Origin of the sequence: Polynucleobacter sp. AM-25C3 (assembly GCF_018882335.1) — a bacterium.
GTDB lineage: Bacteria > Pseudomonadota > Gammaproteobacteria > Burkholderiales > Burkholderiaceae > Polynucleobacter.
Genome location: NZ_JACVOS010000001.1, coordinates 199,191 through 222,015, shown reverse-complemented (window position 1 = coordinate 222,015; position 22,825 = coordinate 199,191). Strand labels below are relative to the sequence as shown.

The 22,825-nt window shown below is 47.7% G+C and carries 26 protein-coding genes; 13 read left to right on the top strand and 13 right to left on the bottom strand.

What is annotated here, in order from left to right:
* Positions 1 to 146: 146 nt before the first annotated feature.
* The gene (locus ICN12_RS01170) at positions 147 to 356 is read right to left on the bottom strand and encodes a hypothetical protein (protein ID WP_216270216.1); all 210 of its coding nucleotides are present in this window, start codon (positions 354 to 356) and stop codon (positions 147 to 149) included.
* Between the two features lie 220 nt (positions 357 to 576).
* Between ICN12_RS01170 and ICN12_RS01165 the strand changes: the two genes are divergently transcribed.
* Both ICN12_RS01165 and ICN12_RS01160 read left to right on the top strand, forming a co-directional pair.
* A complete protein-coding gene (locus ICN12_RS01165; RefSeq protein ID WP_216270214.1) occupies positions 577 to 804 on the top strand; it encodes a DUF2798 domain-containing protein in 228 nt (75 codons plus the stop codon).
* A gap of 34 nt (positions 805 to 838) precedes the next feature.
* Entirely contained in the window at positions 839 to 1,087 is a 249-nt protein-coding gene (locus tag ICN12_RS01160; RefSeq protein WP_216270213.1) for a hypothetical protein, read from the top strand.
* A 2-nt stretch (positions 1,088 to 1,089) separates the two neighbouring features.
* Here ICN12_RS01160 and ICN12_RS01155 read toward each other — a convergent pair whose 3' ends face one another.
* The 6 genes from ICN12_RS01155 to can are packed head-to-tail and all read right to left on the bottom strand — an operon-like array spanning position 1,090 to position 7,319.
* Positions 1,090 to 2,709: a peptide chain release factor 3 gene (locus ICN12_RS01155; protein WP_216270243.1), complete on the bottom strand. Its 1,620-nt coding sequence runs from the start codon at positions 2,707 to 2,709 to the stop codon at positions 1,090 to 1,092.
* Positions 2,710 to 2,769: 60 nt separating this feature from the next.
* Positions 2,770 to 3,507 carry a pseudouridine synthase gene (locus ICN12_RS01150; protein ID WP_216270211.1) on the bottom strand — a complete coding sequence of 246 codons (738 nt, stop codon included), beginning with the start codon at positions 3,505 to 3,507 and terminating at the stop codon, positions 2,770 to 2,772.
* 33 nt (positions 3,508 to 3,540) lie between these two features.
* Positions 3,541 to 4,959, bottom strand: coding sequence for a bifunctional serine/threonine-protein kinase/universal stress protein (locus ICN12_RS01145; RefSeq protein ID WP_216270209.1), 1,419 nt, complete (start codon positions 4,957 to 4,959; stop codon positions 3,541 to 3,543).
* 7 nt (positions 4,960 to 4,966) lie between these two features.
* Positions 4,967 to 5,719 carry a metallophosphoesterase family protein gene (locus ICN12_RS01140; RefSeq protein WP_216270207.1) on the bottom strand — a complete coding sequence of 251 codons (753 nt, stop codon included), beginning with the start codon at positions 5,717 to 5,719 and terminating at the stop codon, positions 4,967 to 4,969.
* 38 nt (positions 5,720 to 5,757) lie between these two features.
* Positions 5,758 to 6,645: an LpxL/LpxP family acyltransferase gene (locus ICN12_RS01135; RefSeq protein WP_216270205.1), complete on the bottom strand. Its 888-nt coding sequence runs from the start codon at positions 6,643 to 6,645 to the stop codon at positions 5,758 to 5,760.
* A gap of 8 nt (positions 6,646 to 6,653) precedes the next feature.
* Positions 6,654 to 7,319: a carbonate dehydratase gene (can, locus tag ICN12_RS01130; RefSeq protein ID WP_216270204.1), complete on the bottom strand. Its 666-nt coding sequence runs from the start codon at positions 7,317 to 7,319 to the stop codon at positions 6,654 to 6,656.
* A gap of 22 nt (positions 7,320 to 7,341) precedes the next feature.
* Between can and ICN12_RS01125 the strand changes: the two genes are divergently transcribed.
* The gene (locus tag ICN12_RS01125; protein WP_216270203.1) at positions 7,342 to 7,638 is read left to right on the top strand and encodes a DUF167 domain-containing protein; all 297 of its coding nucleotides are present in this window, start codon (positions 7,342 to 7,344) and stop codon (positions 7,636 to 7,638) included.
* 3 nt (positions 7,639 to 7,641) lie between these two features.
* Here ICN12_RS01125 and ICN12_RS01120 read toward each other — a convergent pair whose 3' ends face one another.
* A complete protein-coding gene (locus ICN12_RS01120; RefSeq protein WP_216270201.1) occupies positions 7,642 to 8,544 on the bottom strand; it encodes an aspartyl/asparaginyl beta-hydroxylase domain-containing protein in 903 nt (300 codons plus the stop codon).
* 163 nt (positions 8,545 to 8,707) lie between these two features.
* Between ICN12_RS01120 and ICN12_RS01115 the strand changes: the two genes are divergently transcribed.
* Together ICN12_RS01115 and ICN12_RS01110 are read left to right on the top strand one after the other, a co-directional pair.
* Entirely contained in the window at positions 8,708 to 9,073 is a 366-nt protein-coding gene (locus tag ICN12_RS01115; protein ID WP_216270200.1) for a DUF8785 domain-containing protein, read from the top strand.
* Between the two features lie 113 nt (positions 9,074 to 9,186).
* Complete coding sequence (locus tag ICN12_RS01110) at positions 9,187 to 9,471, top strand: HU family DNA-binding protein (RefSeq protein WP_015422181.1); 285 nt, start codon at positions 9,187 to 9,189, stop codon at positions 9,469 to 9,471.
* A 94-nt stretch (positions 9,472 to 9,565) separates the two neighbouring features.
* Here ICN12_RS01110 and rodA read toward each other — a convergent pair whose 3' ends face one another.
* The 5 genes from rodA to ICN12_RS01085 are packed head-to-tail and all read right to left on the bottom strand — an operon-like array spanning position 9,566 to position 15,133.
* On the bottom strand, positions 9,566 to 10,717 hold the full coding sequence (gene rodA / locus ICN12_RS01105) for a rod shape-determining protein RodA (protein WP_216270198.1): 1,152 nt from the start codon (positions 10,715 to 10,717) through the stop codon (positions 9,566 to 9,568).
* A complete protein-coding gene (mrdA, locus tag ICN12_RS01100) occupies positions 10,699 to 12,606 on the bottom strand; it encodes a penicillin-binding protein 2 (RefSeq protein ID WP_216270197.1) in 1,908 nt (635 codons plus the stop codon). The genes rodA and mrdA overlap by 19 nt, the downstream gene beginning before the upstream one ends.
* A gap of 8 nt (positions 12,607 to 12,614) precedes the next feature.
* A complete protein-coding gene (mreD, locus tag ICN12_RS01095) occupies positions 12,615 to 13,139 on the bottom strand; it encodes a rod shape-determining protein MreD (protein WP_216270196.1) in 525 nt (174 codons plus the stop codon).
* Positions 13,136 to 14,065 carry a rod shape-determining protein MreC gene (gene mreC / locus ICN12_RS01090; protein WP_216270195.1) on the bottom strand — a complete coding sequence of 310 codons (930 nt, stop codon included), beginning with the start codon at positions 14,063 to 14,065 and terminating at the stop codon, positions 13,136 to 13,138. Before mreC ends, mreD begins: the two co-directional genes overlap by 4 nt.
* A gap of 24 nt (positions 14,066 to 14,089) precedes the next feature.
* Positions 14,090 to 15,133: a rod shape-determining protein gene (locus ICN12_RS01085; protein WP_216270193.1), complete on the bottom strand. Its 1,044-nt coding sequence runs from the start codon at positions 15,131 to 15,133 to the stop codon at positions 14,090 to 14,092.
* 62 nt (positions 15,134 to 15,195) lie between these two features.
* On the opposite strand from ICN12_RS01085, the gene gatC reads away from it, so the two are divergent.
* The 8 genes from gatC (at position 15,196) to argB (ending at position 22,803) form a co-directional block, all read left to right on the top strand.
* Positions 15,196 to 15,489: an Asp-tRNA(Asn)/Glu-tRNA(Gln) amidotransferase subunit GatC gene (gatC, locus tag ICN12_RS01080; RefSeq protein WP_216270191.1), complete on the top strand. Its 294-nt coding sequence runs from the start codon at positions 15,196 to 15,198 to the stop codon at positions 15,487 to 15,489.
* On the top strand, positions 15,486 to 17,003 hold the full coding sequence (gene gatA / locus ICN12_RS01075; RefSeq protein ID WP_216270189.1) for an Asp-tRNA(Asn)/Glu-tRNA(Gln) amidotransferase subunit GatA: 1,518 nt from the start codon (positions 15,486 to 15,488) through the stop codon (positions 17,001 to 17,003). Before gatC ends, gatA begins: the two co-directional genes overlap by 4 nt.
* Positions 17,003 to 18,472 carry an Asp-tRNA(Asn)/Glu-tRNA(Gln) amidotransferase subunit GatB gene (gene gatB / locus ICN12_RS01070; protein ID WP_216270241.1) on the top strand — a complete coding sequence of 490 codons (1,470 nt, stop codon included), beginning with the start codon at positions 17,003 to 17,005 and terminating at the stop codon, positions 18,470 to 18,472. Before gatA ends, gatB begins: the two co-directional genes overlap by 1 nt.
* Positions 18,473 to 18,507: 35 nt before the next feature.
* On the top strand, positions 18,508 to 19,182 hold the full coding sequence (locus tag ICN12_RS01065) for a DUF484 family protein (protein ID WP_216270187.1): 675 nt from the start codon (positions 18,508 to 18,510) through the stop codon (positions 19,180 to 19,182).
* Positions 19,163 to 20,164, top strand: coding sequence for a tyrosine recombinase XerC (locus ICN12_RS01060; RefSeq protein ID WP_216270185.1), 1,002 nt, complete (start codon positions 19,163 to 19,165; stop codon positions 20,162 to 20,164). Before ICN12_RS01065 ends, ICN12_RS01060 begins: the two co-directional genes overlap by 20 nt.
* Before the next feature lie 63 nt (positions 20,165 to 20,227).
* A complete protein-coding gene (locus tag ICN12_RS01055; RefSeq protein WP_216270184.1) occupies positions 20,228 to 21,271 on the top strand; it encodes a CobW family GTP-binding protein in 1,044 nt (347 codons plus the stop codon).
* Positions 21,272 to 21,495: 224 nt separating this feature from the next.
* The gene (gene dksA / locus ICN12_RS01050) at positions 21,496 to 21,873 is read left to right on the top strand and encodes an RNA polymerase-binding protein DksA (protein ID WP_216270240.1); all 378 of its coding nucleotides are present in this window, start codon (positions 21,496 to 21,498) and stop codon (positions 21,871 to 21,873) included.
* Positions 21,874 to 21,900: 27 nt separating this feature from the next.
* Positions 21,901 to 22,803 carry an acetylglutamate kinase gene (gene argB / locus ICN12_RS01045; RefSeq protein WP_216270182.1) on the top strand — a complete coding sequence of 301 codons (903 nt, stop codon included), beginning with the start codon at positions 21,901 to 21,903 and terminating at the stop codon, positions 22,801 to 22,803.
* Positions 22,804 to 22,825 lie beyond the last annotated feature (22 nt).

Here is a 22,825-nt window from a genome sequence, read left to right as displayed (position 1 = left end):
ACCCTGAGGTAGCCCCCAGACTTTAAATACTCAGTAACTACTTTTAGCTTGAACTGCGTACTGTATTTGCTCATGAAGCTGACCCCTTTGAGTTGGATTTGGTGTCCAACTTTTGTGGGTCAGTTCATAATATCGGGGCTTAGTATTTATGCTGCTACAGTTTCTGGTACCACTGCCGCCGCCACTGGGGGGCGCTTATTAAGAGCCCTCTGAATCTTTGCCTTCTCTTTGGGCTTGGTGCTTGAGTCAAGCAATTTGCTTAGTTGAGTGACGTTGAGTGGACCCAATTTAGCTTTGCCAGTCTTGCTAACCATGGGGTCATTTTTTCTGTTTCTTTGATTTTGGCCAACAGCCATATATTTTCCTAGAGTCTTGGAATGATGAACCTCTGAGCTTGCTCAGCAGACTCCCCTAGATAGGGCGCGGAATAGTGATCACAAACCAGAATAACAGTTAAGCGGTCCAGGCGCTATGATTAGTGCATGCCCAACATCTCTATATTGAACAGCTCGATTGGTTTTAAGGGCTTGCCGACGTACTCCAAGGTCTTAATGACGCTTACTTTATGGTTAGAACATGATTAATACTCCCAATCTCATCTTTGCCGTGATTATGGGCGCGCTCATGTCACTGAGCATTACTTTGGCTACGACTTTGGTGCGAGTGGGCTTAGCGCAGAATTTCTTTTGGGTATGGCTTGAGGTTTGGTCCGTTGCGTACCCAGTTGCGATTATTTGTATTCTGATTTATCGACCATTCGCCAGCAAGCTCACTAATACTTTGGTGAATAAGCTCAAGCAATAAGTGCAAAAAAATATTGAATGAACTAGAGGATTTTATGAGGCATCTCCAATACATCTTGTTCCTGGGTATTCTTAGTTTGAGTGCCTGCGCTGCGGTTTACACCGACGCTTCAGACTCGAATCATGTCACTTTTCTCAATAGTGATGGCGAATCAATTGCGTCACTGACACAAAAAGCAAATTCGTATTGCGCCCAATATGGCAAGACAGCGTCTTTTAGGAAGAGTGATACCCAGCTCGTTGCGGTGTTTGACTGCAATTGGCCGCAAGCAAACCCGCGCTAGATTTAGCCAGCGAGGTCTGATTGGTAGATGAGGCCAGCATGCTCTCTTAAGGCGTGGAATTGAATAGACTCCCAACGTTGTTGAGCGACATCCAATTCAGATTTGTGAGAAGCTAAAAATACAGATGCCCCCACAACGTCTTCAGCCATGCGGTGGATATTTTCTTGAATGAATTTCTTTAGCGCTACAGGATCATCTGAGCTGACCCAGCGCGCTAGGTTGTATCGTGCGGGCAGTAAGCGAACTTCCGCGCCGTACTCCGTTTGTAGGCGATGACTTACCACTTCAAACTGTAGTTGTCCAAATGCGCCAAGCAACATCGTGCCGCCAGTCATGGGGCGGAATACTTGAATTGCACCCTCTTCACCAAGTTGCATCAAGCCAGTGCGCAATTGTTTGGAGCGCAAGGGGTCGGCCGACTCCACCATCCTGAAGATCTCAGGGGCAAAAAATGGCAAACCCGTAAATTGCAATTGCTCGCCTTCAGTAAGCGTATCACCTAGTCTCAGTAGACCATGGTTTGGTAGGCCAATGATGTCGCCAGGGAAGGCTTCATCTAGGATGTCACGCCGCTGCGACAGGAAAGATAGGGCATTATTAGTGCGCACTTCTTTTCCATTGCGACAAATCTTGAGTTTCATGCCACGCTGAAAATGCCCTGAGCAAATGCGTAAGAAAGCAACGCGATCTCGATGCGCTGGATCCATGTTGGCTTGAATCTTAAAGACCACTGCAGAGAATTTATTTTCGGCTGGACTCACTTCGCGCTGCAAGGCTTTACGTGATCCAGGTGATGGCGCAAGCTCAACCAAGGTGTTGAGAATTTCTCTCACACCAAAATTATTAATGGCTGAGCCAAAGAAAACGGGCGACTGACGTCCTGCCAAAAAGGCTTCCCGATCAAATGCGGGCATAGCATTTTTGATTAAATCTACTTCCGCAAGTGCAGTCTCGAGATCGGCGCCTAAGCGCTCTTTCAGTGCAGGGTCGTTGATGTCAACGATCGCATGAGAATCTTCTGTAACGCGATCTTCGCCTGCCTTAAACATGCGCATTTGGGAGTTGGCAATATCAATCACGCCGGCAAATGATTTACCCATGCCCACTGGCCAGGTAAAAGGAACCACTTCAATGCCAAGCGCAGTTTCAATCTCATCCATTAATTCCATGGGTGGCTTTACTTCGCGATCCATCTTGTTGATGAAGGTAACAATAGGGGTGTTTCGCGCGCGGCAGACCTCAAGCAAACGCAGAGTTTGTGACTCAACACCATTCGCAGCATCAATCACCATGAGTGCGGAGTCAACCGCAGTCAACACGCGATAGGTATCTTCAGAAAAGTCTTGGTGACCCGGGGTATCTAGGAGATTAATAATGCAGTCGCGATATTCCATCTGCATAACCGAGCTCGCCACAGAAATACCGCGTTGTTTCTCGATTTCCATCCAGTCTGAGGTGGCGTGACGACTAGCTTTACGAGCTTTAACGCTGCCGGCAATCTGGATAGCTCCCGCGTAAAGCAATAGTTTTTCTGTGAGCGTGGTTTTTCCCGCATCTGGGTGAGAGATGATGGCAAAGCTACGGCGTCTTAAAACTTCTGCGCCGGGAGTGCTGGAGGAGATGGTATCGATGGTAATTCTGCGCCTAATCTAGTTGACAGAATTATAAGCGGGCGTAGCCTCTTAGAATTGCTCTTCAGGCCTGACAAAGCGCCATTTTCCGGGTGGTAAGGCGCCAAGAGAAATTCGGCCCATGCGCACCCGTTTCAATCCTAGAACTTTAAGGCCAACCATCTCGCACATGCGACGGATTTGACGTTTGCGACCCTCGCGCAATACAAAGCGGAGCTGATCTTCATTTTGCCAGCTCACTTGCGCTGGTTTTAAAACTACGCCATCCAATTCCAGGCCATGTTTAAGTCGGTCCAGATCCTCAAACGAGAGCGCGCCCTCAACCCGAACCAAATATTCTTTCTCAATGGGGCTATTTTCACCAATGAGAAGTTTCGCAATACGACCATCTTGGGTTAAGACCAACATGCCGGTGGAGTCAATGTCGAGACGACCAGCAGGCGCCAGGCCTCGAGTATTAAAGCGGGGGTTACGCCCTTTGTCTAGGGGGCTAGCAAAGTAGTTATCAGGTGTGATCAGTGAGGCGGCAGGTTGATATTCTTGCTCATCATCAAAGTGGGAAATAAAGCCCACGGGCTTATTCAAGATGACGGTAATCCGGGATGCTTGTTGAGCTTTGGCGCCTGACTGTAGCTCGATTTTCTGATGACGAAAAGCACGCGAACCCAGTTCATTGACCACTTCACCATCTACGGTGACTAAGCCTTGCTCAATGTAAGAGTCTGCCTCACGTCGGGAGCATAGACCTAGCTCTGAGAGTAGCTTGGATACGCGTATTTTTTCTTCCATAGCCACATTATCGGGCAATTGCCCTAGTAAAGACTAGGTTCTGACAATATGAACGCTACAAGGGGCTTCTTCAACGATCTTGGTCATTGAAGTTCTCCATGGCGTCACCTTGTTTGGAAGCTTGTGAGAAGCGCCAATCAAAATAAGCGATGCGTCATTGTCTTTGGCAAACTCTACTATTCGGCTTGCTGGGTCGAGCGCCTCAAGTACGTGATAGGAAATTCTTTCTGGTGGGAGTTTCAAGGGTTTGGCCCATTCCATTAACTGCACAAGATGTCCCCGCACAATTCCACTAGCCGTTTCACTTTCTTGGTTGCCTTCAAAAGTAGGTGTGCTCGCAATCGTGCTGATACAAACGAGACGACTTTCTGGGTAGGCATGTAATAAATTTTTAGCGGTAGTTTGCATACGCTCACGTAGGTCTTCATCTGATTGGCGCGTATCAATCGCCACAATCATTAAAGGCGCATCGTAATTGCCCATGCTGGGCCGTGGGCTAGGCGAGGGCTCGTATCCTGCTGCGCGGAACATGCGCTTCAGGTTCTCCCAAAAACTGAGTGGGTCGACGCGTTCAGCGCGCTCTGTGAGCGTGACGCTTTCAGGATCGCGCAATACTTGACGTAAGCGAGTTGCGCTTTGGTAGCGATCTGCAGCGCGAGGCTCTAGACAACGTAAAACAATTTCTTGAAGCCAGCGAGGTATTTCTTTGCGTATTGCGCGTGGAGGAAATGCCTGTGCCCACATTCTTTTGCGCAAGCCGCTCATCGACTGAGGGTTGCCAAAGGGAAGCTCTCCCGTTAACAGCTCATACATGATGACGCCGATAGAAAAAATATCGCTACGGTAGTCCGAGCGAATACCAGTAACTTGCTCTGGCGAGATATAGGGCGCAGAACCAATTCCTTTGCGCATTTCTTCCGCAAGCAAATCAGGAAAGCGTGCGTGGTGTGACAAGCCAAAATCAATTAAGGTCAACTTGCCTTTGTCATCAAGCAAAATATTTTCTGGTTTGATATCTAAATGAATTGCATCTTGCGCATGCAACGATTGCACTGCCTGTGCTATGTCAGCGCCAATCTGCACTACCTCATCGATTGTAAAAACTTTACCTTCTTTGATGAAGTCTTCAAGTGGCCGTCCTTCCACACGTTCCATTGCAATATAAGGCCGGGTAGCCATATTGCCAGAGCCGAGATACTTCGGAACATAGGGGCTTTTGAGTGTGCGCAGAATGGTGAGTTCAGTTTCAAAACCAATCAAACTTTCAACGGGCTGATCGCGCCCCACCCTAGGAATCTTTAAGAGAATAGGTACATCAATACCCTCTTTGGTTGCGGAGTATAGGCTGGCCATACCGCCACGATGAACCTCCGTCCCTAGAACAAATCCATCAACAACTTTGCCTTCTTGAAAAATCTCATCAACTGCTTCGATATCGGTATTAATCGGCATAGGTAAATTATTTGCCTGTGATTAGGCGGTTGGCAAGATCCTCTGGCAAGCCAGCACGGCGGACTTTATCCGCCGCAGTGAATTGATCATAAGGGGTGCGGTGAAAGGTGAGAACTTCTAGTTCGGGCTCAAATACTGCGAAGCAGGCTTCAGGGTTTCCATCTCTTGGCTGACCAAGTGAACCCACTACTCCAACCCATTGGCGATGATGCATCACTGGTACCTCATCACCAGGATGCGGAGCAAAACGAATCAGCTTGCCGACAGCGTTTTGATAAAAGAGCGCTTGTTCATGAGCATGGCCAACAAAAGTGTATGTCTTGCCTGAGCTTTGTATGCAACGCCAAGCGCTCATGCTATCGGTGATGTAATTCCAATCGGCAGGATTATGAGCTGACGCATGAACAAAGCATATGTTCTCTTCTTGGATCATGAATGGCAGATCCTTTAGAAACTGTACTTGGGTAGAGTTAAGCTGACTTTTGGTCCACTCGATTGCTGCGTTTGCGCTCGCATTCATTTGTTTGCGATGATCTTCAAATACGGCTTGATCGTGATTGCCCAGTACGGCTATTGCTTTCTTGTTGGCAACCATTTCTCCGATACGATCAATCAAGGCTCCAGGATCGGCGTTGTAGCCAACAATGTCCCCTAAAAAAACCATGCGCGTGACGCCAAGCTCTTTAGCCTGCTCCATGCAGGCATCAAAAGCCTCTAAATTGCTATGTAGATCGGCAAATAGCCCAATACGTTCAGTCATCCTTTAATGATAGGACAAAACTGCCTCCAGCAGAAGAGCTAATAAGGGCTTGCTTCGTTAAACGGCCTATTTTTGAAGCGCTTATGGACCCAATAGTATTCGGCGGGTCTGAGGCGTATCTCTTGTTCAAAAATCTGGTTTAGCCGTGCAGTATCGGATTCGGGATTTTCAGTCGGGAAATTTTCCAAAGGCTTGCTAATGGTGCAGGTATAGCCCGCCTCATTTTTTTTGAGGGTCGTAATCATCATGCAGACTTGTGCGCCCGTTATTTTCGCAAGCCGCGATACAGCCGTGATCGTATTTGTTGGAATATTAAAGAAGGGGACGAAAGTCGAGTCTTTGAGGCCCAAATCAATATCGGGCGCAATGATGATGAAGCTGCCTTTGCGGATTTCTCGTATGAGCTCAAGAGAGTTTCCCTGGCGATCAATGGAGTTTCCGCCAAAGCGATTACGCCACTCAATAATTTTTTTATTGAAAAAAGGGCTTTTCATTCTTTGGAAAAACCCAGAGGTGCGGGGCCAGCCTTTATCCTTTGCGAGTGCGCTCAAGATAATGCTACCTTCAATTCCGATGAAATGCATGTTCACCAATATGCGGGGCTGTCTGTCACTAAGATCTACTTCTGAACGAACTTCGATCATATCGGCAAGCTGTTTTTTGCTGCCGAGCCAAATAATGCTTTTCTCTACTAAGCTACGCCCTAGTAGTCGCCAATGTTGTTTTCTGAGTTGATCAATTTGATCCGCATCGAGTTCTGGAAAGCAAAGCTCGAGATTTTTTTGAACTACGCTATTACGATTGCTGGGAATATGCGCTGCTAAGTAGCCTAAGCCATACCCTAGGGAGACCAAAGTCTTATAGGGAAGCGATGCTAGAAATCTGAGGAGCGCAACCCCAGAATAGTTCGAAAAGTTGTTAAACAAAGCTAAATTTATTTGGGGTCGTAGCGTGATAAAGATTTGGCGTAACGTAGATTCATTTCTTCAGTAGAGCTAATAGACATACCCAAATCATTTACTAGCCCAGTCTCAAGGCGATAGGCCCAGCCATGAACAGTCAGATCCTGACCCCTTGCCCAAGCGTCTTGCACGATCGTAGTCTCACACACGTTGACGACTTGTTCAATGACGTTGAGTTCACATAAGCGATCTTGACGTTGAGGGGTTGGTATTACTTCGCCCAAGTAGCGTTCATGTTTCTGATGAACGTCTTTCACGTGACGTAGCCAGTTATCGGCAAGACCCACGCGTTTATCAGTCAATGCTGCGTGCACACCAGAGCAGCCGTAATGACCCACCACCAAAATATGCTTCACCTTGAGAAGGTCGATTGCAAACTGAATGACTGATAAGCAATTTAGGTCGGTATGAACAACCACGTTAGCAACGTTGCGATGAACAAAGAGCTCGCCCGGCAGGAGATTCACAATATCGTTTGCGGGCACACGACTATCAGAGCAACCAATCCAAAGATATTCTGGTGCTTGCTGAGAAACCAAGCGCTTGAAAAAGTCAGCATCCTTGGCGACCATAGCTTCGGCCCATTCGCGATTATTGGCAAATAACTGGTCTAAGGCGCTGGAGTTCTTCATAATCATGCTTTAAGTTTAAAGTACTTTGATGACGCCCATTTGGTTAAAACAAACCCCCACTGGCATTGCGCTGAATTTACATTGCCAGCCTGGCGCTAAGCTGACCAAGGTGGTTGGTTTGCATGATGGTTGCCTCAAGATATCTCTGCAGGCCCCTGCTTTAGAAAATAAGGCGAATGAAATGCTTTTGGCTTGGCTTTCTAAGCAGTTGAGAGTGCCACAAAAACAAATTCAACTACTGTCGGGGCAAAATAGCCGTATCAAGCGGGTAGAAATCTGGGGCTCAATTACCCCAGAGCAAATTATTGAAATACTCAGCCCCTAGGGCTTACCAAAATATTGCCCACAAAATACCCAAAATAAGCACCCACTTGCCGATGTAGTAAACGCTGCGGTGTTTTGCTTTCAGTTTTTTTGCTTGCGCTCTTAGGTGATAAAAATACTTAAAGAGAATATTTACAAATCCGACCTTCTCCCCTTCAACGTTCTGAGAAGAGGCGGCGCTCATGATGTAGCGTCCAAACCAGCGGTTTAAAAGTTGCACCAATTTAGTGTGCACTGGGCGTTCCACATCGCAAAATAAGACGATGCGCTGGTGCTCTGTTTCATTGGCGGCGTAGTGAATGTAGGTCTCATCAAACATGACGGGTTCGCCATCTTTCCAGTAATAACGCTCACCATCAACGTCAATAAAGCATTTTGGGTCATTTGGCGTCACCAGGCCAATGTGATAGCGCAATGAGCCCGCATAAGGGTCCCGGTGGCGTACCAGCGTTGCCCCTGGGGGCAAGGACGCAAACATCGCGGCCTTAATTGCGGGTATGGATTTCAGAAGTGCGACAGTTTTAGGGCAATTTTGTTGCGCCGAAGGCATTTCTTTGCCATACCAGTAGAGGTGAAAGCGTTTCCAGCCCGTCCGAAAAAAAGAGTTAAATCCAATATCGTTATATCCCGTAGCGGCCGCGATGGCACCATCTGCATTTAAAGCAAGTGCTTCATCTCTGATGACCTGCCAATGATCTTGGAGAGGCTGCATTTCAGGAAAATCGGCAACTGGAATAAACGCCCCAGCCTTAGTTTTTGAGAATAAGTAAAGCAGGCTGTTAATTGGCGCCAAAAGCACTTGATAGTCTGTCAGTGAGCGCACAACGCCAAATCGCACCTTGCCTCTAAAGTAGACATAAATTGCTGAGACGACAAAGATAAGAAAGATGACGTGACGTAGTTCCATGGGGTTTACCGATTAGCGTTAACTCTGATATTTTAATTTGGATATCAGGCTAATTCATGCCTATTTCTGTAATGAATATGCTCAAATGTTGATAGGGGTCAAAACAGGCCGCGGAGAATGCGCCTAATGAGGGTCGCAGGGATGATTTGTTAAGGAAAATCACATGAATGGATTCGTAAAATGGCTTTTCAGCCTTGTATTGATTGGCCTGGTCGGTTTGGCGGTATATACCTGGGTGATGTTCAATTGGAGCTACGGAAGTGGTGAGCGAGCTGGTTATGTCCAGAAGTTTTCTAATCGTGGATACATTTGTAAAACTTGGGAAGGCGAATTGGCTATGGTTTCGATGCCTGGAACCATGTCTGAAAAATTCCTCTTTACGGTGCGTGAAGATGCTGTGGCGCAAAAAATCAATGCCAATTTAGGTAAAAAGGTTGCGCTTAAATATGATCAGCACATTGGATTGCCAACAAGCTGTTTTGGCGATACCGAGTATTTTGTCTCGGATGTTACGGTTATAGAAGAGTAAAAAATAGGCAATAAATAAAATTGCTGTGCCGCAGCTTTATTTTTGTAATTTTTTGTGGTTAAAATCATGTAAGCGCAAGGTGCGCTGACATCAATATCTATAAGGAGCTTCACTTGAACAAAGCAGAACTAATCGCAGCGATTGCTGACGATGCTGAGATCTCAAAAGCCAAAGCTGAATTTGCATTGAATTCTGCTATTGAGCAAATCATTAAAGCTGTTACTAAAGGCGACTCAGTACAACTGATCGGTTTTGGTACTTTTGCTTCTGGTAAGCGCGCTGCACGTATGGGTCGCAACCCAAAAACTGGCGAGCCACTCAAAATTGCTGCTGCTAAAACTGTTAAGTTTTCTGCTGGTAAAGCATTTAAAGATTCAGTTAACAAGCGTAAGAAGTAATTCTTGCTTTGTTGATGAAAAAGCCCGGCATGCCGGGCTTTTTTGTTGCTAGAGATAGCGCAACAATCTTGCGCACATCTTCCGGCCTTATTTCCTAGCTTTGCACTAGCCGTCGATGACGATGAATACTCAGCAAAATACCAGCCCCAAATCCCAGAGTGACCAAAGCGGTGCCACCATAGCTAATGAAGGGTAGTGGAACGCCTACAACTGGTAACAAGCCGCTCACCATGCCGATATTGACAAAGGCGTAGGTAAAGAAAATCAAGGTGACCGATGCGCCTAGCAGGCGAGTAAACAAATTGGGAGCGCTGGCGGAGATGGCTAAACCTCTTTTGATGAGTGCAAAGAAGAGCGCCAAGAGAACCAAGTTGCCGAGCAAGCCAAACTCTTCAGAAAAAACTGCGAAGACAAAGTCGGTATGCTTTTCTGGAATGAATTCGAGATGGGCCTGTGTTCCCTGTAACCAACCCTTGCCAAAAAATCCACCTGAGCCGATAGCGATCATGGATTGAATCGTATGAAAACCTTTTCCAAGGGGGTCGCTACTTGGATCAAGCAGGGTGCACACTCGATGCTTCTGATAGTTGTGTACGAATGGCCACACCATATCCTGCGCACAAATGGTGTTACCAAAAATAATAATGAGGATGATGCCAAATATACCAATTCCTATAAACGGCAAAATCCATTTCCACGGAAGTCCTGCAAGAATAATGACGTACATGCCTGCAGCAAAAACCAACAACGCTGTGCCTAAGTCGGGTTGGCGTGCAATCAATAAAACTGGAATGCCAAGAATGATGGCGGCTATTCCATAGTCCCAAGTTTTTTGTATACCCTCGCGTTTCTGAAAGTACCAGGCCAGCATCAAGGGCATCGCAATCTTCATGATTTCCGAAGGTTGAATTACCACTCCAATATTGAGCCAACGCCTCGCGCCTTTTTTAATGAGTCCAAATACGGCCACCGCCACAAGTAGTGCGACGCCAACTCCATAAATCCACACTGCAGCCGTCTCTAACCACTTTGGTGGAATGCGAGACACTACCCACATCACCACAAAAGACAGAGCTAGATTACGGAGCTCATCTTCAAAGCGAACGGGCGTATTTTGGCTAGCTGATAAAAAGGTAATAAACCCAGCAGCCGCTAAGCCAAGCAGAATAAGGCCAAGCTGGCGATCAAGCCCGCTGAAAATACCGAAGAATATTTTCTTTGCTTTGTTTATGGCGCTCTTTTCCATTCAGGAATCTCCTTTGGCCATTTACCTTCGAGATAAAAATCGAGCGCTTTGCGTGCAATAGGCGCGGCATGCTGCGCACCAAATCCAGCGTTTTCAACCACCATGGCAATCACGATGGTTGGTTTTTCTGCGGGTGCAAAAGCAATATACAAAGCGTGGTCACGTAAAAATTCTGCAGTAGATCCGTGTTTATATTCTTTCGAGTTCAAACTAAACACTTGCGCCGTTCCAGTTTTACCACCAACTTGGTAGCCTGTCCCTTTAAATACGGATGCTGATGTCCCAGAATTATTTACTTCTACCATCGCTTTTTTTACAACCTCAATATTCTCTGGAACGAGATCAATGCGATAGCTCTCTTTGGGGGTCGTGAGGGTGCGATGTCTAGTAAAGGGATCTTCAATGGCTTTAACCAAATGGGGCTTCATCACGATGCCGTTGTTTGCCATGTTTGCCATGGCATGTGCCAATTGCAAAATTGTGAATGCGTTGTAGCCCTGACCAATTCCCAAGGAGATCGTTTCGCCCTCATACCATTTTTGTTGCTCTGGTTTCTTGAAGGTATTTTTCTTCCACTCGGTTGAAGGTAAGACGCCTCTTGATTCACCCTGCAAATCAATGCCTGTGATTTGTCCAAAGCCAAGTGGCTTCATGAAGTCGTGCATCATGTTCACGCCCATATCGCGTGCCAGCGTGTAGTAATAGGTATCACAGGATTCGACGATAGACTTTTGCATATCAACAATGCCGTGCCCACCTTTTTTGTCATCGCGGAAAGTGTGATTACCAAAATTGAAATATCCAGGATCAGAAATCGTTTGTGATGGCGTGCGTTTTTTGGTTTCTAAAGCAGCTAGCGCCATAAATGGTTTGTACGTTGACCCTGGTGGATAGATACCTTTTAGGGGGCGGTTGTAGAGTGGCTTCTGTGGTGAGTCGTTCAACTCTTTCCAAGTTACTGAATCAATGCCCTCTACAAAATCATTTGGATTAAAGTTTGGCTTTGAGACAAATGCTAGGACGTCACCAGTCTCGGGTTCAATTGCCACAAATGCCCCGCGGAAGTTTCCATAGAGCTGCTCGACCAAATATTGAAGTTTGATATCAACTGATAGCACCACATTTTTTCCGGGTATGGAAGGTGAGCTAGAAAGTGTGCGCACTGGCTTACCACCGGCGGTAATCTCTACTTGATCGTAACCGGGAACGCCGCGCAATACGGATTCATAGCTTTGCTCCAAGCCAATCTTGCCGACGTACTGGATGCCTGGCAAAAAGGAGGTCTGCAGCGCATCCGGATCATCTGCTTTGGAGTTCTCAATTTCCGCCTGCATTTTTTCTTTATCTCTTTGAGAAACGCGGCCGATATAGCCAATTAAATGAGAGGCCAATTCGTTGTAGGGGTACTCTCGGAAGCTGCGGGCGCGGATCTCGACCCCTGGAAATCGGTAGCGATTGGCCATAAACCGGGCTGTTTCAGCTTCAGTTAGCATTGATCTAAGGGGAAAAGTACCCATTTTTCGGGAATCTTCTAGTGATCTCTTGAAATTCCGGCGATCTCTTGGAGAAATCAGCACGATTTTGGAGAGCTCATCAATAAGCTCATCCACATTGCCTTTGAGCTCCTCGGCATTGACATCTAGGGTCAGCGCCGAATAGTTCCTGCCAATCACAATGCCATTGCGATCTATCAAAAGGCCTCTATTGGCGGGCGCTGGAACAAGCGCAATGCGATTATTTTCGGCAAGGAGAGCGTACTTCCCATGGCTTACCAGTTGCAACCACACCAAGCGCGTAACTAGCAATAGGAAGCAGAAGGTAACGAACAAAGTCGCAATATGAATGCGCTCTTGAAACGAGTCGAGATCTGGTTTTTTAAATGAAACCATACCGCTCTTTAAATTGGACGATTGTGATCAACGTCAATTGGGCGACGTTGAGGCGACAGGAGGATGCGAGTTGCCAGTGGCCACAGCAAGGCCTCAATCATTGCCTGAATGGCGCCAGTCAATGCCCACCAGTAAATCTCGCCACTCAATAACCAATGGGCCAATACTGGAAATAAGGAAACTAATAAGAAGATCGGCAGGATGTGGAGCGCTTGGGTAAGCACGGAGAGCGCAATGATCCGGCGATGCCAAGAGATTGCAAGATAAGCGACCAAGGAGTAGCTAAAAGCGTGCAGGCCCAACAAGTCTGAGTTGTGCACATCCATGAGTAGGCCGAGGATAAATGCGATGATCACGCCTACATAACGATGTTGGTGGATATTCCAGAACACGATGCAAAGAATCAACCAGTCTGGGACCCAGCCATAGTTGCCAATCGGCAGTAGATTTAGCAGTAGCGCGCAAAACAAGCTGAAATAAATAAAGACCGGGTTGACCGGGCGCAGAATGTAGCCGCTTTGAAAATCGATCATTGCATGCCTCGCGCACGGGTTTGGCGACGACCCGGGGTATTTGTCAGTGGTACGCCAGGCTTGCTGGTTGCCGTCGATGCTTTGGCATCCCACTGCGGATCGTAGAGCAGCGCCAAGGCCTGGCGATAGCGATTGACCGGTGCAATCGGCACGCAAAATACATTTGAGGAGTTCTTATCGGCATTGCGTTCAATGCGACTAATGACAGCCACTGCAAAGCCGGGGGGGTAAACGCCATCAATACCAGAGGTAATCAGCACATCACCCACTTCTAAATCACTAGCCACAGGAAGGTAGCGAAGCTCAAGCGGGTTACCGCGCCCTGCGCCAAATACTGCTGCTCTTAATCCATTACGAGCCACTTGTACTGGTACGGCAAAGTCACGATCTTCTAGTAAGGAAACTTCTGCAGAGTGATCGTAGATGCGCACCACTTGACCCAGGATGCCTGAATCATTGGCGATGGGGTTGCCCAACTTCAAGCCATCATCACTTCCGCGATTAACCACAATGCGCTGAGAGATGGGGTTTGGTGGGTTGAACAAAATCTCCACTGGCAAAGTTTTAAATGGAACTTGTTTTTGCAGGTCCATTAACTGGCGGAAATTTTGGTTTTCAACCAAAAGAAATTCAGATTGATTGGCAAGCAAAGATAACTCCGCTTGACGCACTTTCATTTCTTGATTTTCTTTATCGAGTGTTCCACGGCTAGTGAAATATTCTGATGTCGCTTCATATGCATTGCGCGGCATCATCATCACATATTCAAGGGGGCGCAATAGCCAGTTGACGTTATTGCGAATCGGATCGAGTGCCTTATAGCGAAAATCAATCAACATCAATGCGATGCTGATTGAGAGGCAGACAATCAGTTTGACTAAAGCCGGAACGCCTTGTCTGAAAAGTGGAGGAGCGCTATGTTGCAATTCCCTAATCGACGCTTAAGTCAATTACTCTTGTGAGAACACGCCGCCCAGCTTGTCCATGCGCTCTAGGGCTATGCCGCAACCACGAGCGACGCAAGTGAGAGGATCTTCTGCAACATGAATAGGCAGACCCGTTTCTTCGAGCAGCAAGCGATCAAGGTCACGCAATAAAGCGCCACCACCGGTCAGCATCATGCCGCGCTCAGCGATGTCAGATGCGAGCTCAGGAGGAATTTGTTCCAAGGCCGCTTTCACTGCAGTCACGATTTGATTTAATGGATCAGTCAGGGCTTCGAGAACTTCATTACTTGTCACAGTGAAGCTACGTGGGATACCTTCGGAAAGATTGCGACCCTTTACTTCCATCTCGCGTACTTCTTGACCTGGGAACGCAGAGCCAATTGTTTTCTTAATCAACTCGGCTGTTTGTTCGCCGATCAACATGCCGTAGTTACGACGAATGTAATTGGCGATGGCTTCGTCAAACTTATCGCCGCCAACACGAACGGAGCCTTTGTAAACCATGCCACCTAATGACATCACGCCAACTTCAGTTGTGCCGCCGCCGATGTCGACGACCATCGAACCCGCCGCTTCAGAAACGGGTAAGCCTGCACCAATCGCAGCAGCCATTGGCTCTTCAATCAGGAATACTTGTGATGCACCTGCGCCTAAAGCAGATTCGCGAATCGCACGACGCTCAACTTGAGTAGAGCCACAAGGAACGCAAATGATAATGCGTGGGCTGGGCTTTAAAAGCTTGCTCTCATGAACCAATTTGATGAATTGCTTGAGCATTTGCTCTGTAATCGTGAAATCGGCAATAACACCGTCTTTCATGGGGCGAATGGCCTCAATATTTCCAGGAACGCGCCCCAACATGGCTTTCGCTTCTTTTCCAACTGCCAAAATGGTTTTTTTGCCATTTGGGCCGCCTTCGGTGCGAATTGCGACAACTGAGGGTTCATCAAGCACAATACCCCGTTCACGCATGTAAATTAAGGTGTTAGCGGTACCTAGGTCGATGGCCAGGTCATTAGAAAAGTAGCTGCGGAAAAAACCAAACATGATGTAGTGGGAAAATAAGTAAGTGTTAAAAAATATATATAGGAATGATACTCTAGCGCCCCATGAAACTTGATGATGTCCAGCGCATTGCGCACCTTTCTAGTCTTGAGTTAAGTCAGGCAGAAGCCGAGGCTGTTTTGCCGCAATTACAGGCTGTTTTTGCCCTAGTTGAGGAGATGCAGGCTGTCGACACAAGTGGCCTTGCGCCCTTGGCTCACCCCATTCTCTTTTTGCGCGATTTGGCACAGCCTTTGCGTCCAGATGCCGTTACAGAATCTGACCATCGCGCCGAAAACATGCAATCTGCCCCTGCCGAGCAGGAGGGCTATTTCTTAGTTCCCAGGGTGATCGAATGAGCTGGAGTCAAACCCCGATTGCCTTGATGGCAAAAGCTTTGGCTGCTAAAGAGGTCTCTAGTACCGAGCTGACAAAATACTTTTTAGACCGCATTGAGGCAGGAAAACGCTGGAATGCATTTCTTGATGTAAGTGCTCACTTAAGTTTAGAGCAAGCTGCTAAAGCAGATGCTATATTGGCCACTGGTAATGGCGGTAAATTGACCGGCATCCCCGTTGCCCACAAAGATGTCTTTGTGACGCGCGGCTGGAAGTCGACAGCCGCATCCAAAATGCTTGAGGGTTACCTCAGTCCTTTTGATGCGACAGTAGTCTCAAATCTTGGAATTCCAGATGAGTTCAACCCAAATGGTGCCGGTATGGTTTGCCTTGGCAAGACCAATATGGATGAGTTTGCTATGGGCTCATCCAATGAGAATTCAGCCTATGGACCAGTCTTAAATCCCTGGAATTCAGAATACGTTGCCGGTGGTTCATCAGGCGGTTCTGCAGCTGCGGTAGCAGCAGGATTAGCCCCGATTGCCACAGGTACTGATACTGGCGGCTCCATACGTCAGCCGGCTGCATTTTGTGGCTTAACTGGCATAAAACCTAGTTATGGGCGCGTTTCTCGTTACGGGATGATCGCCTATGCCTCATCTTTAGACCAAGCTGGCCCAATGGGCAAAACAGCAGAAGATTGCGCTTTGCTCCTAACGGCGATGTCTTCCCACGATCCTCGTGACTCCACTTCCTTGGCAGATTCTGGCGAGGACTATGGTCGCTATCTCAGCCAATCCTGGAAAGAAGGCAATGCCAATCCAGCGAAGCCTTTAGAGGGATTGCGCGTTGGCCTGCCAAAAGAATTCTTTGCAGAAGGCTTGGCTCAAGACGTAGCCGTGGCTGTCAATGCTGCTGCTACCGCCTTGCAAGATTTAGGCGCAAGCTTAGTTGAGGTCACCCTCCCAAAAACAAAGCTCTCCATTCCGGTGTATTACGTATTGGCACCAGCTGAAGCGTCAAGTAATTTGAGTCGTTTTGATGGTGTGCGCTACGGACATCGCGCCAATGAATATCGCGACTTATCGGATATGTACAAAAAGTCTCGTACAGAAGGTTTTGGTGCTGAAGTAAAGCGTCGGATTTTGATTGGTACTTATGTACTCTGCCATGGCTATTACGACGCCTATTACTTGCAAGCGCAAAAAATTCGTCGCATTATCGCTGCAGATTTCCAGGCGGCATTTGATAAATGCGATGTGATTTTGGGCCCCGTTGCTCCTGACGTTGCATGGCGCCTAGGGGAAAAATCAAAAGATCCTGTGCAGATGTATTTAGAAGATATCTATACGCTTTCAACAAACTTAGCCGGCTTGCCGGCGATGAGCGTCCCTTGCGGATTTAATGCAAACAATTTACCGATTGGCATGCAGTTGATTGGCAATTATTTTTCAGAAGCGCGTCTACTGCAGGTTGCCCATCAATACCAGCAGGCCAGTGACTGGCATTTGCGTCAAGCAAGCGAGGTGGCATGATGCAGTGGGAAGTCGTTATTGGTCTAGAGACCCACGCGCAGTTACAAACGCAATCAAAAATTTTTAGCGGTGCCAGCACACGCTTTGGCGCAGGCCCAAACACCCAAGCTTGTGCGGTAGATTTAGCCTTGCCTGGTGTACTGCCAGTTCTGAATCGCCAAGCCGTTGAGCATGCCATTCGTTTTGGTTTGGCAGTGAATGCCAAGATTTCACCGGCAAGTATTTTTGCTCGCAAGAACTATTTTTATCCTGATTTACCTAAGGGTTATCAGATTAGTCAGATGGAGCTCCCTGTAGTCGTTGGTGGCCATTTGGAGATTTTGGTTGGCGATCAGTTGAAGGTAGTTGAGCTCACACGTGCCCACATGGAGGAGGATGCGGGCAAGTCTGTTCATGAAGAGGGTTTCCTGGGTCCGCATGGCGAGGCATCCAGTGGCATCGATTTAAATCGTGCCGGCACTCCCTTGCTAGAAATTGTGACCGAGCCAGTCATGCGTAGTGCAGCCGAGGCAGTTGCTTACGCCAAGGCTTTACATACTCTGGTAGTGTGGCTTGGTGTATGTGACGGAAATATGCAAGAGGGCTCCTTCCGCTGTGATGCCAACGTATCTGTTCGTCCTATGGGGCAGGCAGAGTTTGGTACTCGTTGCGAAATCAAGAACTTAAATTCCTTCCGCTTTTTGGAAGAGGCCATTCAATATGAAGTGCGCCGACAAATTGAATTAATTGAGGATGGCGGCACAGTTGTTCAGGAGACCCGTTTGTATGATCCTGATCGCCAAGAAACTCGCAGCATGCGTAGTAAAGAGGATGCTAACGACTATCGTTATTTCCCTGATCCAGATTTGCTGCCAGTTGTCATTGATGAGGCATGGATTGCTGATGTGCGTAGCAAGATGCCCGCACTGCCAGCGCAGCTTCGCGAACAATGGCAAAGCGAGTTTGGTTTAAGTGCTTACGATGCGCAATTGCTTACGCAAGATCGAGATACCGCCAAAGTATTTGAAGAGTTGCTCGCTATTGTTGGCAAGTCGCTAGCAAAAGCCGCGGCCAACCTGATTGCAGGTGAGTTTGCTTCATCACTCAATCGCGCAGGCATTGCCACAGTGGATGCACCTTTAAAAGCAGAGCATTTGGCACCACTACTCACTCGCGTAGCTGACGGCACTATTTCCAACAAGATTGCTAAAGATATCTTTGCGATTTTGTGGGAAGAGGCTGTCGCAGGCAAAGCCATCAGCACGGTTGATCAAGTAATTGATGCAAAAGGTTTGAAACAAATCAGCGATAGTGGCGCATTAGAAGCCATCATTGATACCGTGTTGGCGGCTAATGAGAAGTCGGCTGAAGAGTTCCGCTCTGGCAAAGAAAAAGCCTTCAATGCTTTGGTTGGTCAAATTATGAAGGCCTCACAAGGTAAGGCCAATCCAGGCCAAGTCAATGAGCTGCTTCGTAAAAAGTTGAGCTAAAAAGTTAAATAAGAAAATAAGCGAGAAAGACATAGATGAGCGCAATCGATCCTAAGCAGGCTGAACAAGAAGAGTTGGTAGCAGAATGGTTGCGCGCAACCCCTGGCTTCTTTGAGCGTTATGCCAATCTCTTGAATGAAATTCGTTTAAAGCATCCGCATGAAGATCGTGCGATCTCCTTGCAAGAGCGTCAGATGACGTTGTTGCGCACACAAAATCAAGAGCTCAATCGCCGCTTAAGTGAGATGCTGCACTTTGGAAGTCGCAATGACAAAACCCAACAAAGTTTGGTGGCTTGGCTGCTCCGCCTAATGGGCGCCAATACCAAGGCAGATGTCGAGGCTGCGGTAACTGCAGGCTTAGCAGAAGTATTTGAGGTAGAGTCGGCGCAACTTTTGTCGCCGAATTCTGCTTTCGGTCCGTGGGTCGATACACCTTTATGTGGTTCCGCAAAAGAGTTGGCATCGGCTAGCGTGGATTTACTCGCGACGCAAGTCACCATCGATTCTGAATGGCAAAGCATGGTGGCCATTGGCTTGCCATTAGGAAAAAGTATTGGAGCTGTTCAGTCACCAGCAGTGCTTCTCTTGGCAAGCAAAGATGAAACCCGCTTTACAGCAGACATGGGCGCCTTTTATTTGCGTCAGATTGCTGAATTAACCGCTGCAGCTTTGGATCGTATCCAAGCTTATGAGCCAAGCGCCAGCTGATCTACATCCCCTGGTGCAAGAGTATTTGCACGAGTTGCATGTATTAAGGCAGCTTTCACCCCATACGCTCAAAGCGTATCGAATGGACTTGAGCGAGCTCCAGGCATTTGCGACAGAGGATTCTGTAGAGCTATTGAGGGTTTCTAACGCACATGTACGTCGTTGGGCTGGCCGCTTGCATTCCAAGGGCAAATCTTCACGCACAATCGCAAGAGCGCTGTCGGCTTGGCGTGGCTGGTATGACTGGCTAACTGAGAAAGATGCACGCCGTGATGCGCAAGCAGGACGAGCCACTGCAAATTTGATTGCTAATCCAGTGGATGATGTGAAAGCGCCAAAGCGCTTGAAGTCTCTGCCGAAAGCGCTGTCAGTTGAGCAGGCGCTTTCTTTGGTGAATCAAGCGGTCAAAGAGGCTGAAGAAAAGAAAGATCTGGAAACAGTGCGTGATGCCGCCATCATTGATTTGCTGTACTCCTCAGGCCTGCGTTTATCAGAGCTCTTGGGCATTGATGTGATGCAGAGCAAAGATCGCCAACATGAGTCTGCTGGCTGGCTAGATTGGGACGCGGCAGAAGTCACTGTTTTGGGCAAGGGCGGAAAACGTCGTTCAGTTCCCATTGGCGGACCCGCCATGAGATCCTTAAAAACTTGGCGTGAGTTACGGGATCAGGCTGAACTAGTCCAGGACTCCATTGCTTTATTCATCTCAGCGACGGGCGCGCGCTTGTCTCCTCGGACCGTTCAGGCGCGGTTACGCACCTTGGCGATGCGGGCGGGTCTTCCAACCCATGTGCACCCCCATATGATGCGTCACAGCTTTGCAAGCCATGTTTTGCAGTCCTCACAAGATTTGCGGGCGGTCCAAGAGATGCTGGGGCATGCCAGCATTGCCAGCACCCAGATTTACACCTCTTTAGATTTTCAGCACTTAGCACAGGCATATGACAAAGCGCATCCGCGCGCAAAGGCTGGCAAGGGCTGAGGAACTCGGTAAGATATGAGGTTTCCCATTTGGGGAGTGTATTGATAGATTTTGATAGGATCAATGATGGCGTTAATTCCGGTAACAATTCTCACGGGCTTTTTGGGTAGTGGCAAAACGACTTTGCTCAAACATATCCTGACAGAGCAGCACGGCAAAAAAATTGCCGTGATCGAGAACGAGTTCGGCGAAGAGAATATCGATAACGACATCTTGGTTCAGGACAATCAAGAGAATATTGTGCAAATGAGCAATGGCTGTATTTGCTGCACGATTCGTGGCGACTTGGTCGAAGCGCTAAATGCGCTTTGGGAACAGCGCCGGGATAAAAAAATTAGTTTTGAGCGCGTAGTCATTGAGACGACCGGCGTCGCCAATCCAGGCCCTGTGGCCCAAACCTTCTTTATGGACGATGACGTAGCGGATCACTATGTTTTGGACGCTGTAGTCACCCTGGTGGATGCTAAGCATGGCCCGCAACAGCTGACTGAGCATGAAGAGGCGCAACGTCAGGTTGGTTTTGCTGACCAAATCTTCATCACCAAGACTGATTTGGTGACTCCTGCAGAAGTAGATGTCTTGCGCAATCGTTTAATGCACATGAATCCCCGTGCGCCGATTCAGGGAATCTCAAAAGGGGTGGTGCCTTTGGATGCAGTTTTGGACCTCAAAGGCTTTAATTTGAACGCCAAACTCGATATTGACCCCCATTTTTTAGAGCAAGATGACCATGATCATAGCCATGACCATCATGATCACAGTACCTGCGGTCATGACCATAGTCACGATCACCATGGTCATGCAGGCCATACCGACCGCATCCAATCCTTCGTTTTTCGTAGTGATAAACCCTTTGATCATAAAAAATTAGAGGACTTCCTGGGCGGCATTTTGGAGGTCTTTGGCGAGAAGATGCTGCGCTATAAAGGCGTGCTCTATGTGAAGGGCAGTAACCGAAAAGTGGTGTTTCAGGGCGTACATCAGATGATGGGCAGTGATATGGCTGGCTTATGGGGTGCGGAGCCCAAGCAAACCCGCATGGTCTTTATTGGCATCGATTTACCTAAAGACACCTTGCTAGCTGGGCTTGAGGGCTGTTTGGCTTAGGGAATTTAAAGTAAAATCCGGCGCCACAGTCAATATTGATAAATATTGGCAAAAGGGCTGTAAAACTTTGGCAGAATGAAGCAATAATGGTTCAAATCCATGGAAAGAATGAAATGACGGTAAAAACACCAACGAAATCTGCGACTACAGCAAAAGCTCCTAGTAAGGCTGCAAGCGTTAAGGTTGTTAAAGGTGCCCCTTTAACAGAGGCTGAATTACTCAAGATGTCCGAAAAGGACTATATGAATGCTGGTCAGCTAGATTTTTTCCGCCAGAAGCTGTTGACTTTAAAGAATGACATTTTGAAGAATGCCTCGGAGACCACTGAGCATCTTCGCGAAAATATTTTAGTTCCCGATCCTGCTGATCGCGCAACAATTGAAGAGGAGCATGCCCTCGAATTGCGTACCCGCGATCGTGAGCGCAAGCTGTTGAAAAAAGTAGAGCAAGCCTTAGCCCGTATTGAATCTGGTGACTATGGTTGGTGCGAAGAGACGGGTGAGCCGATTGGTTTAAATCGTTTAATTGCCCGCCCAACAGCCAACCTATCTCTCGAGGCGCAAGAGCGTCGCGAACTTCGTCAGAAGTTGTTTGGCGATTAACTTACTAGACCGAATATAAAAGTAGCAATGACCAAGCAATCCCCATCTATTAGCGAAATCTCCCCTTTACTGAAGGCGGAGATTTTGGCCGAGGCTTTGCCTTACATTCGCGCGTATCACGGTAAAACCATTGTGATTAAGTACGGCGGAAACGCTATGGTGGAAGAGCGCCTCAAAGAAAGTTTTGCCCGCGATGTCATTTTGCTCAAACTGGTTGGTATGAATCCAGTAGTAGTGCATGGCGGCGGACCGCAAATTGATGAAGCCTTGAAAAAGATTGGCAAGACCGGTACGTTTATTCAGGGTATGCGTGTTACCGATGAAGAAACCATGGAAGTGGTGGAGTGGGTTCTCGGTGGAGAAGTGCAGCAAGACATCGTGATGTTGATTAACCACTTTGGCGGTCAGGCAGTAGGCCTCACTGGAAAAGATGGTGGCTTGATTCGTGCGAAGAAGATGTTGGTCGCCGACGAAAAGAACGCCGGCGGAACGATTGACTTAGGCTTTGTTGGTGAGATCGAGGCAATTAATCCAGCAGTAGTAAAAGCATTGCAAGACGATGCCTTTATTCCGGTGATCTCTCCAATTGGATTTAGTGAAGAAGGTCAGGCGTACAACATTAACGCTGACTTGGTGGCTGGCAAGATGGCAGAAATTTTGCATGCCGAGAAGTTAGTCATGATGACGAACATCCCGGGTGTGATGGACAAGAATGGCACGCTCTTAACAGATCTGACTGCACGTGAGATTGACGGCTTATTTGCTGATGGCACGATTTCTGGTGGCATGTTGCCAAAGATTTCTTCAGCATTAGATGCGGCAAAGAGCGGCGTGAATTCAGTTCACATTATTGATGGACGAATTGAGCACTCCTTATTGCTGGAGATTCTGACTGAGCAGGCCTTTGGAACGATGATTCGCTCGCGTTAAGAGTCGAACAAGAAATATAACC

Coding starts and splice junctions, on each gene's coding strand:
- mrdA (WP_216270197.1), bottom strand. CDS start 12,606: ATGGTTTCATTTAAAAAACCAGATCTCGACTCGTTTCAAGAGCGCATT.
- gatC (WP_216270191.1), top strand. CDS start 15,196: ATGAAACTTGATGATGTCCAGCGCATTGCGCACCTTTCTAGTCTTGAG.
- gatB (WP_216270241.1), top strand. CDS start 17,003: ATGCAGTGGGAAGTCGTTATTGGTCTAGAGACCCACGCGCAGTTACAA.
- ICN12_RS01170 (WP_216270216.1), bottom strand. CDS start 356: ATGGCTGTTGGCCAAAATCAAAGAAACAGAAAAAATGACCCCATGGTT.
- ICN12_RS01085 (WP_216270193.1), bottom strand. CDS start 15,133: ATGTTTGGTTTTTTCCGCAGCTACTTTTCTAATGACCTGGCCATCGAC.
- ICN12_RS01145 (WP_216270209.1), bottom strand. CDS start 4,959: ATGCCGATTAATACCGATATCGAAGCAGTTGATGAGATTTTTCAAGAA.
- ICN12_RS01125 (WP_216270203.1), top strand. CDS start 7,342: ATGACGCCCATTTGGTTAAAACAAACCCCCACTGGCATTGCGCTGAAT.
- rodA (WP_216270198.1), bottom strand. CDS start 10,717: ATGGAAAAGAGCGCCATAAACAAAGCAAAGAAAATATTCTTCGGTATT.
- ICN12_RS01140 (WP_216270207.1), bottom strand. CDS start 5,719: ATGACTGAACGTATTGGGCTATTTGCCGATCTACATAGCAATTTAGAG.
- can (WP_216270204.1), bottom strand. CDS start 7,319: ATGATTATGAAGAACTCCAGCGCCTTAGACCAGTTATTTGCCAATAAT.
- argB (WP_216270182.1), top strand. CDS start 21,901: ATGACCAAGCAATCCCCATCTATTAGCGAAATCTCCCCTTTACTGAAG.
- dksA (WP_216270240.1), top strand. CDS start 21,496: ATGTCCGAAAAGGACTATATGAATGCTGGTCAGCTAGATTTTTTCCGC.
- gatA (WP_216270189.1), top strand. CDS start 15,486: ATGAGCTGGAGTCAAACCCCGATTGCCTTGATGGCAAAAGCTTTGGCT.
- ICN12_RS01120 (WP_216270201.1), bottom strand. CDS start 8,544: ATGGAACTACGTCACGTCATCTTTCTTATCTTTGTCGTCTCAGCAATT.
- ICN12_RS01065 (WP_216270187.1), top strand. CDS start 18,508: ATGAGCGCAATCGATCCTAAGCAGGCTGAACAAGAAGAGTTGGTAGCA.
- ICN12_RS01055 (WP_216270184.1), top strand. CDS start 20,228: ATGATGGCGTTAATTCCGGTAACAATTCTCACGGGCTTTTTGGGTAGT.
- ICN12_RS01165 (WP_216270214.1), top strand. CDS start 577: ATGATTAATACTCCCAATCTCATCTTTGCCGTGATTATGGGCGCGCTC.
- ICN12_RS01150 (WP_216270211.1), bottom strand. CDS start 3,507: ATGGAAGAAAAAATACGCGTATCCAAGCTACTCTCAGAGCTAGGTCTA.
- ICN12_RS01060 (WP_216270185.1), top strand. CDS start 19,163: ATGAGCCAAGCGCCAGCTGATCTACATCCCCTGGTGCAAGAGTATTTG.
- ICN12_RS01160 (WP_216270213.1), top strand. CDS start 839: ATGAGGCATCTCCAATACATCTTGTTCCTGGGTATTCTTAGTTTGAGT.
- ICN12_RS01115 (WP_216270200.1), top strand. CDS start 8,708: ATGAATGGATTCGTAAAATGGCTTTTCAGCCTTGTATTGATTGGCCTG.
- mreD (WP_216270196.1), bottom strand. CDS start 13,139: ATGATCGATTTTCAAAGCGGCTACATTCTGCGCCCGGTCAACCCGGTC.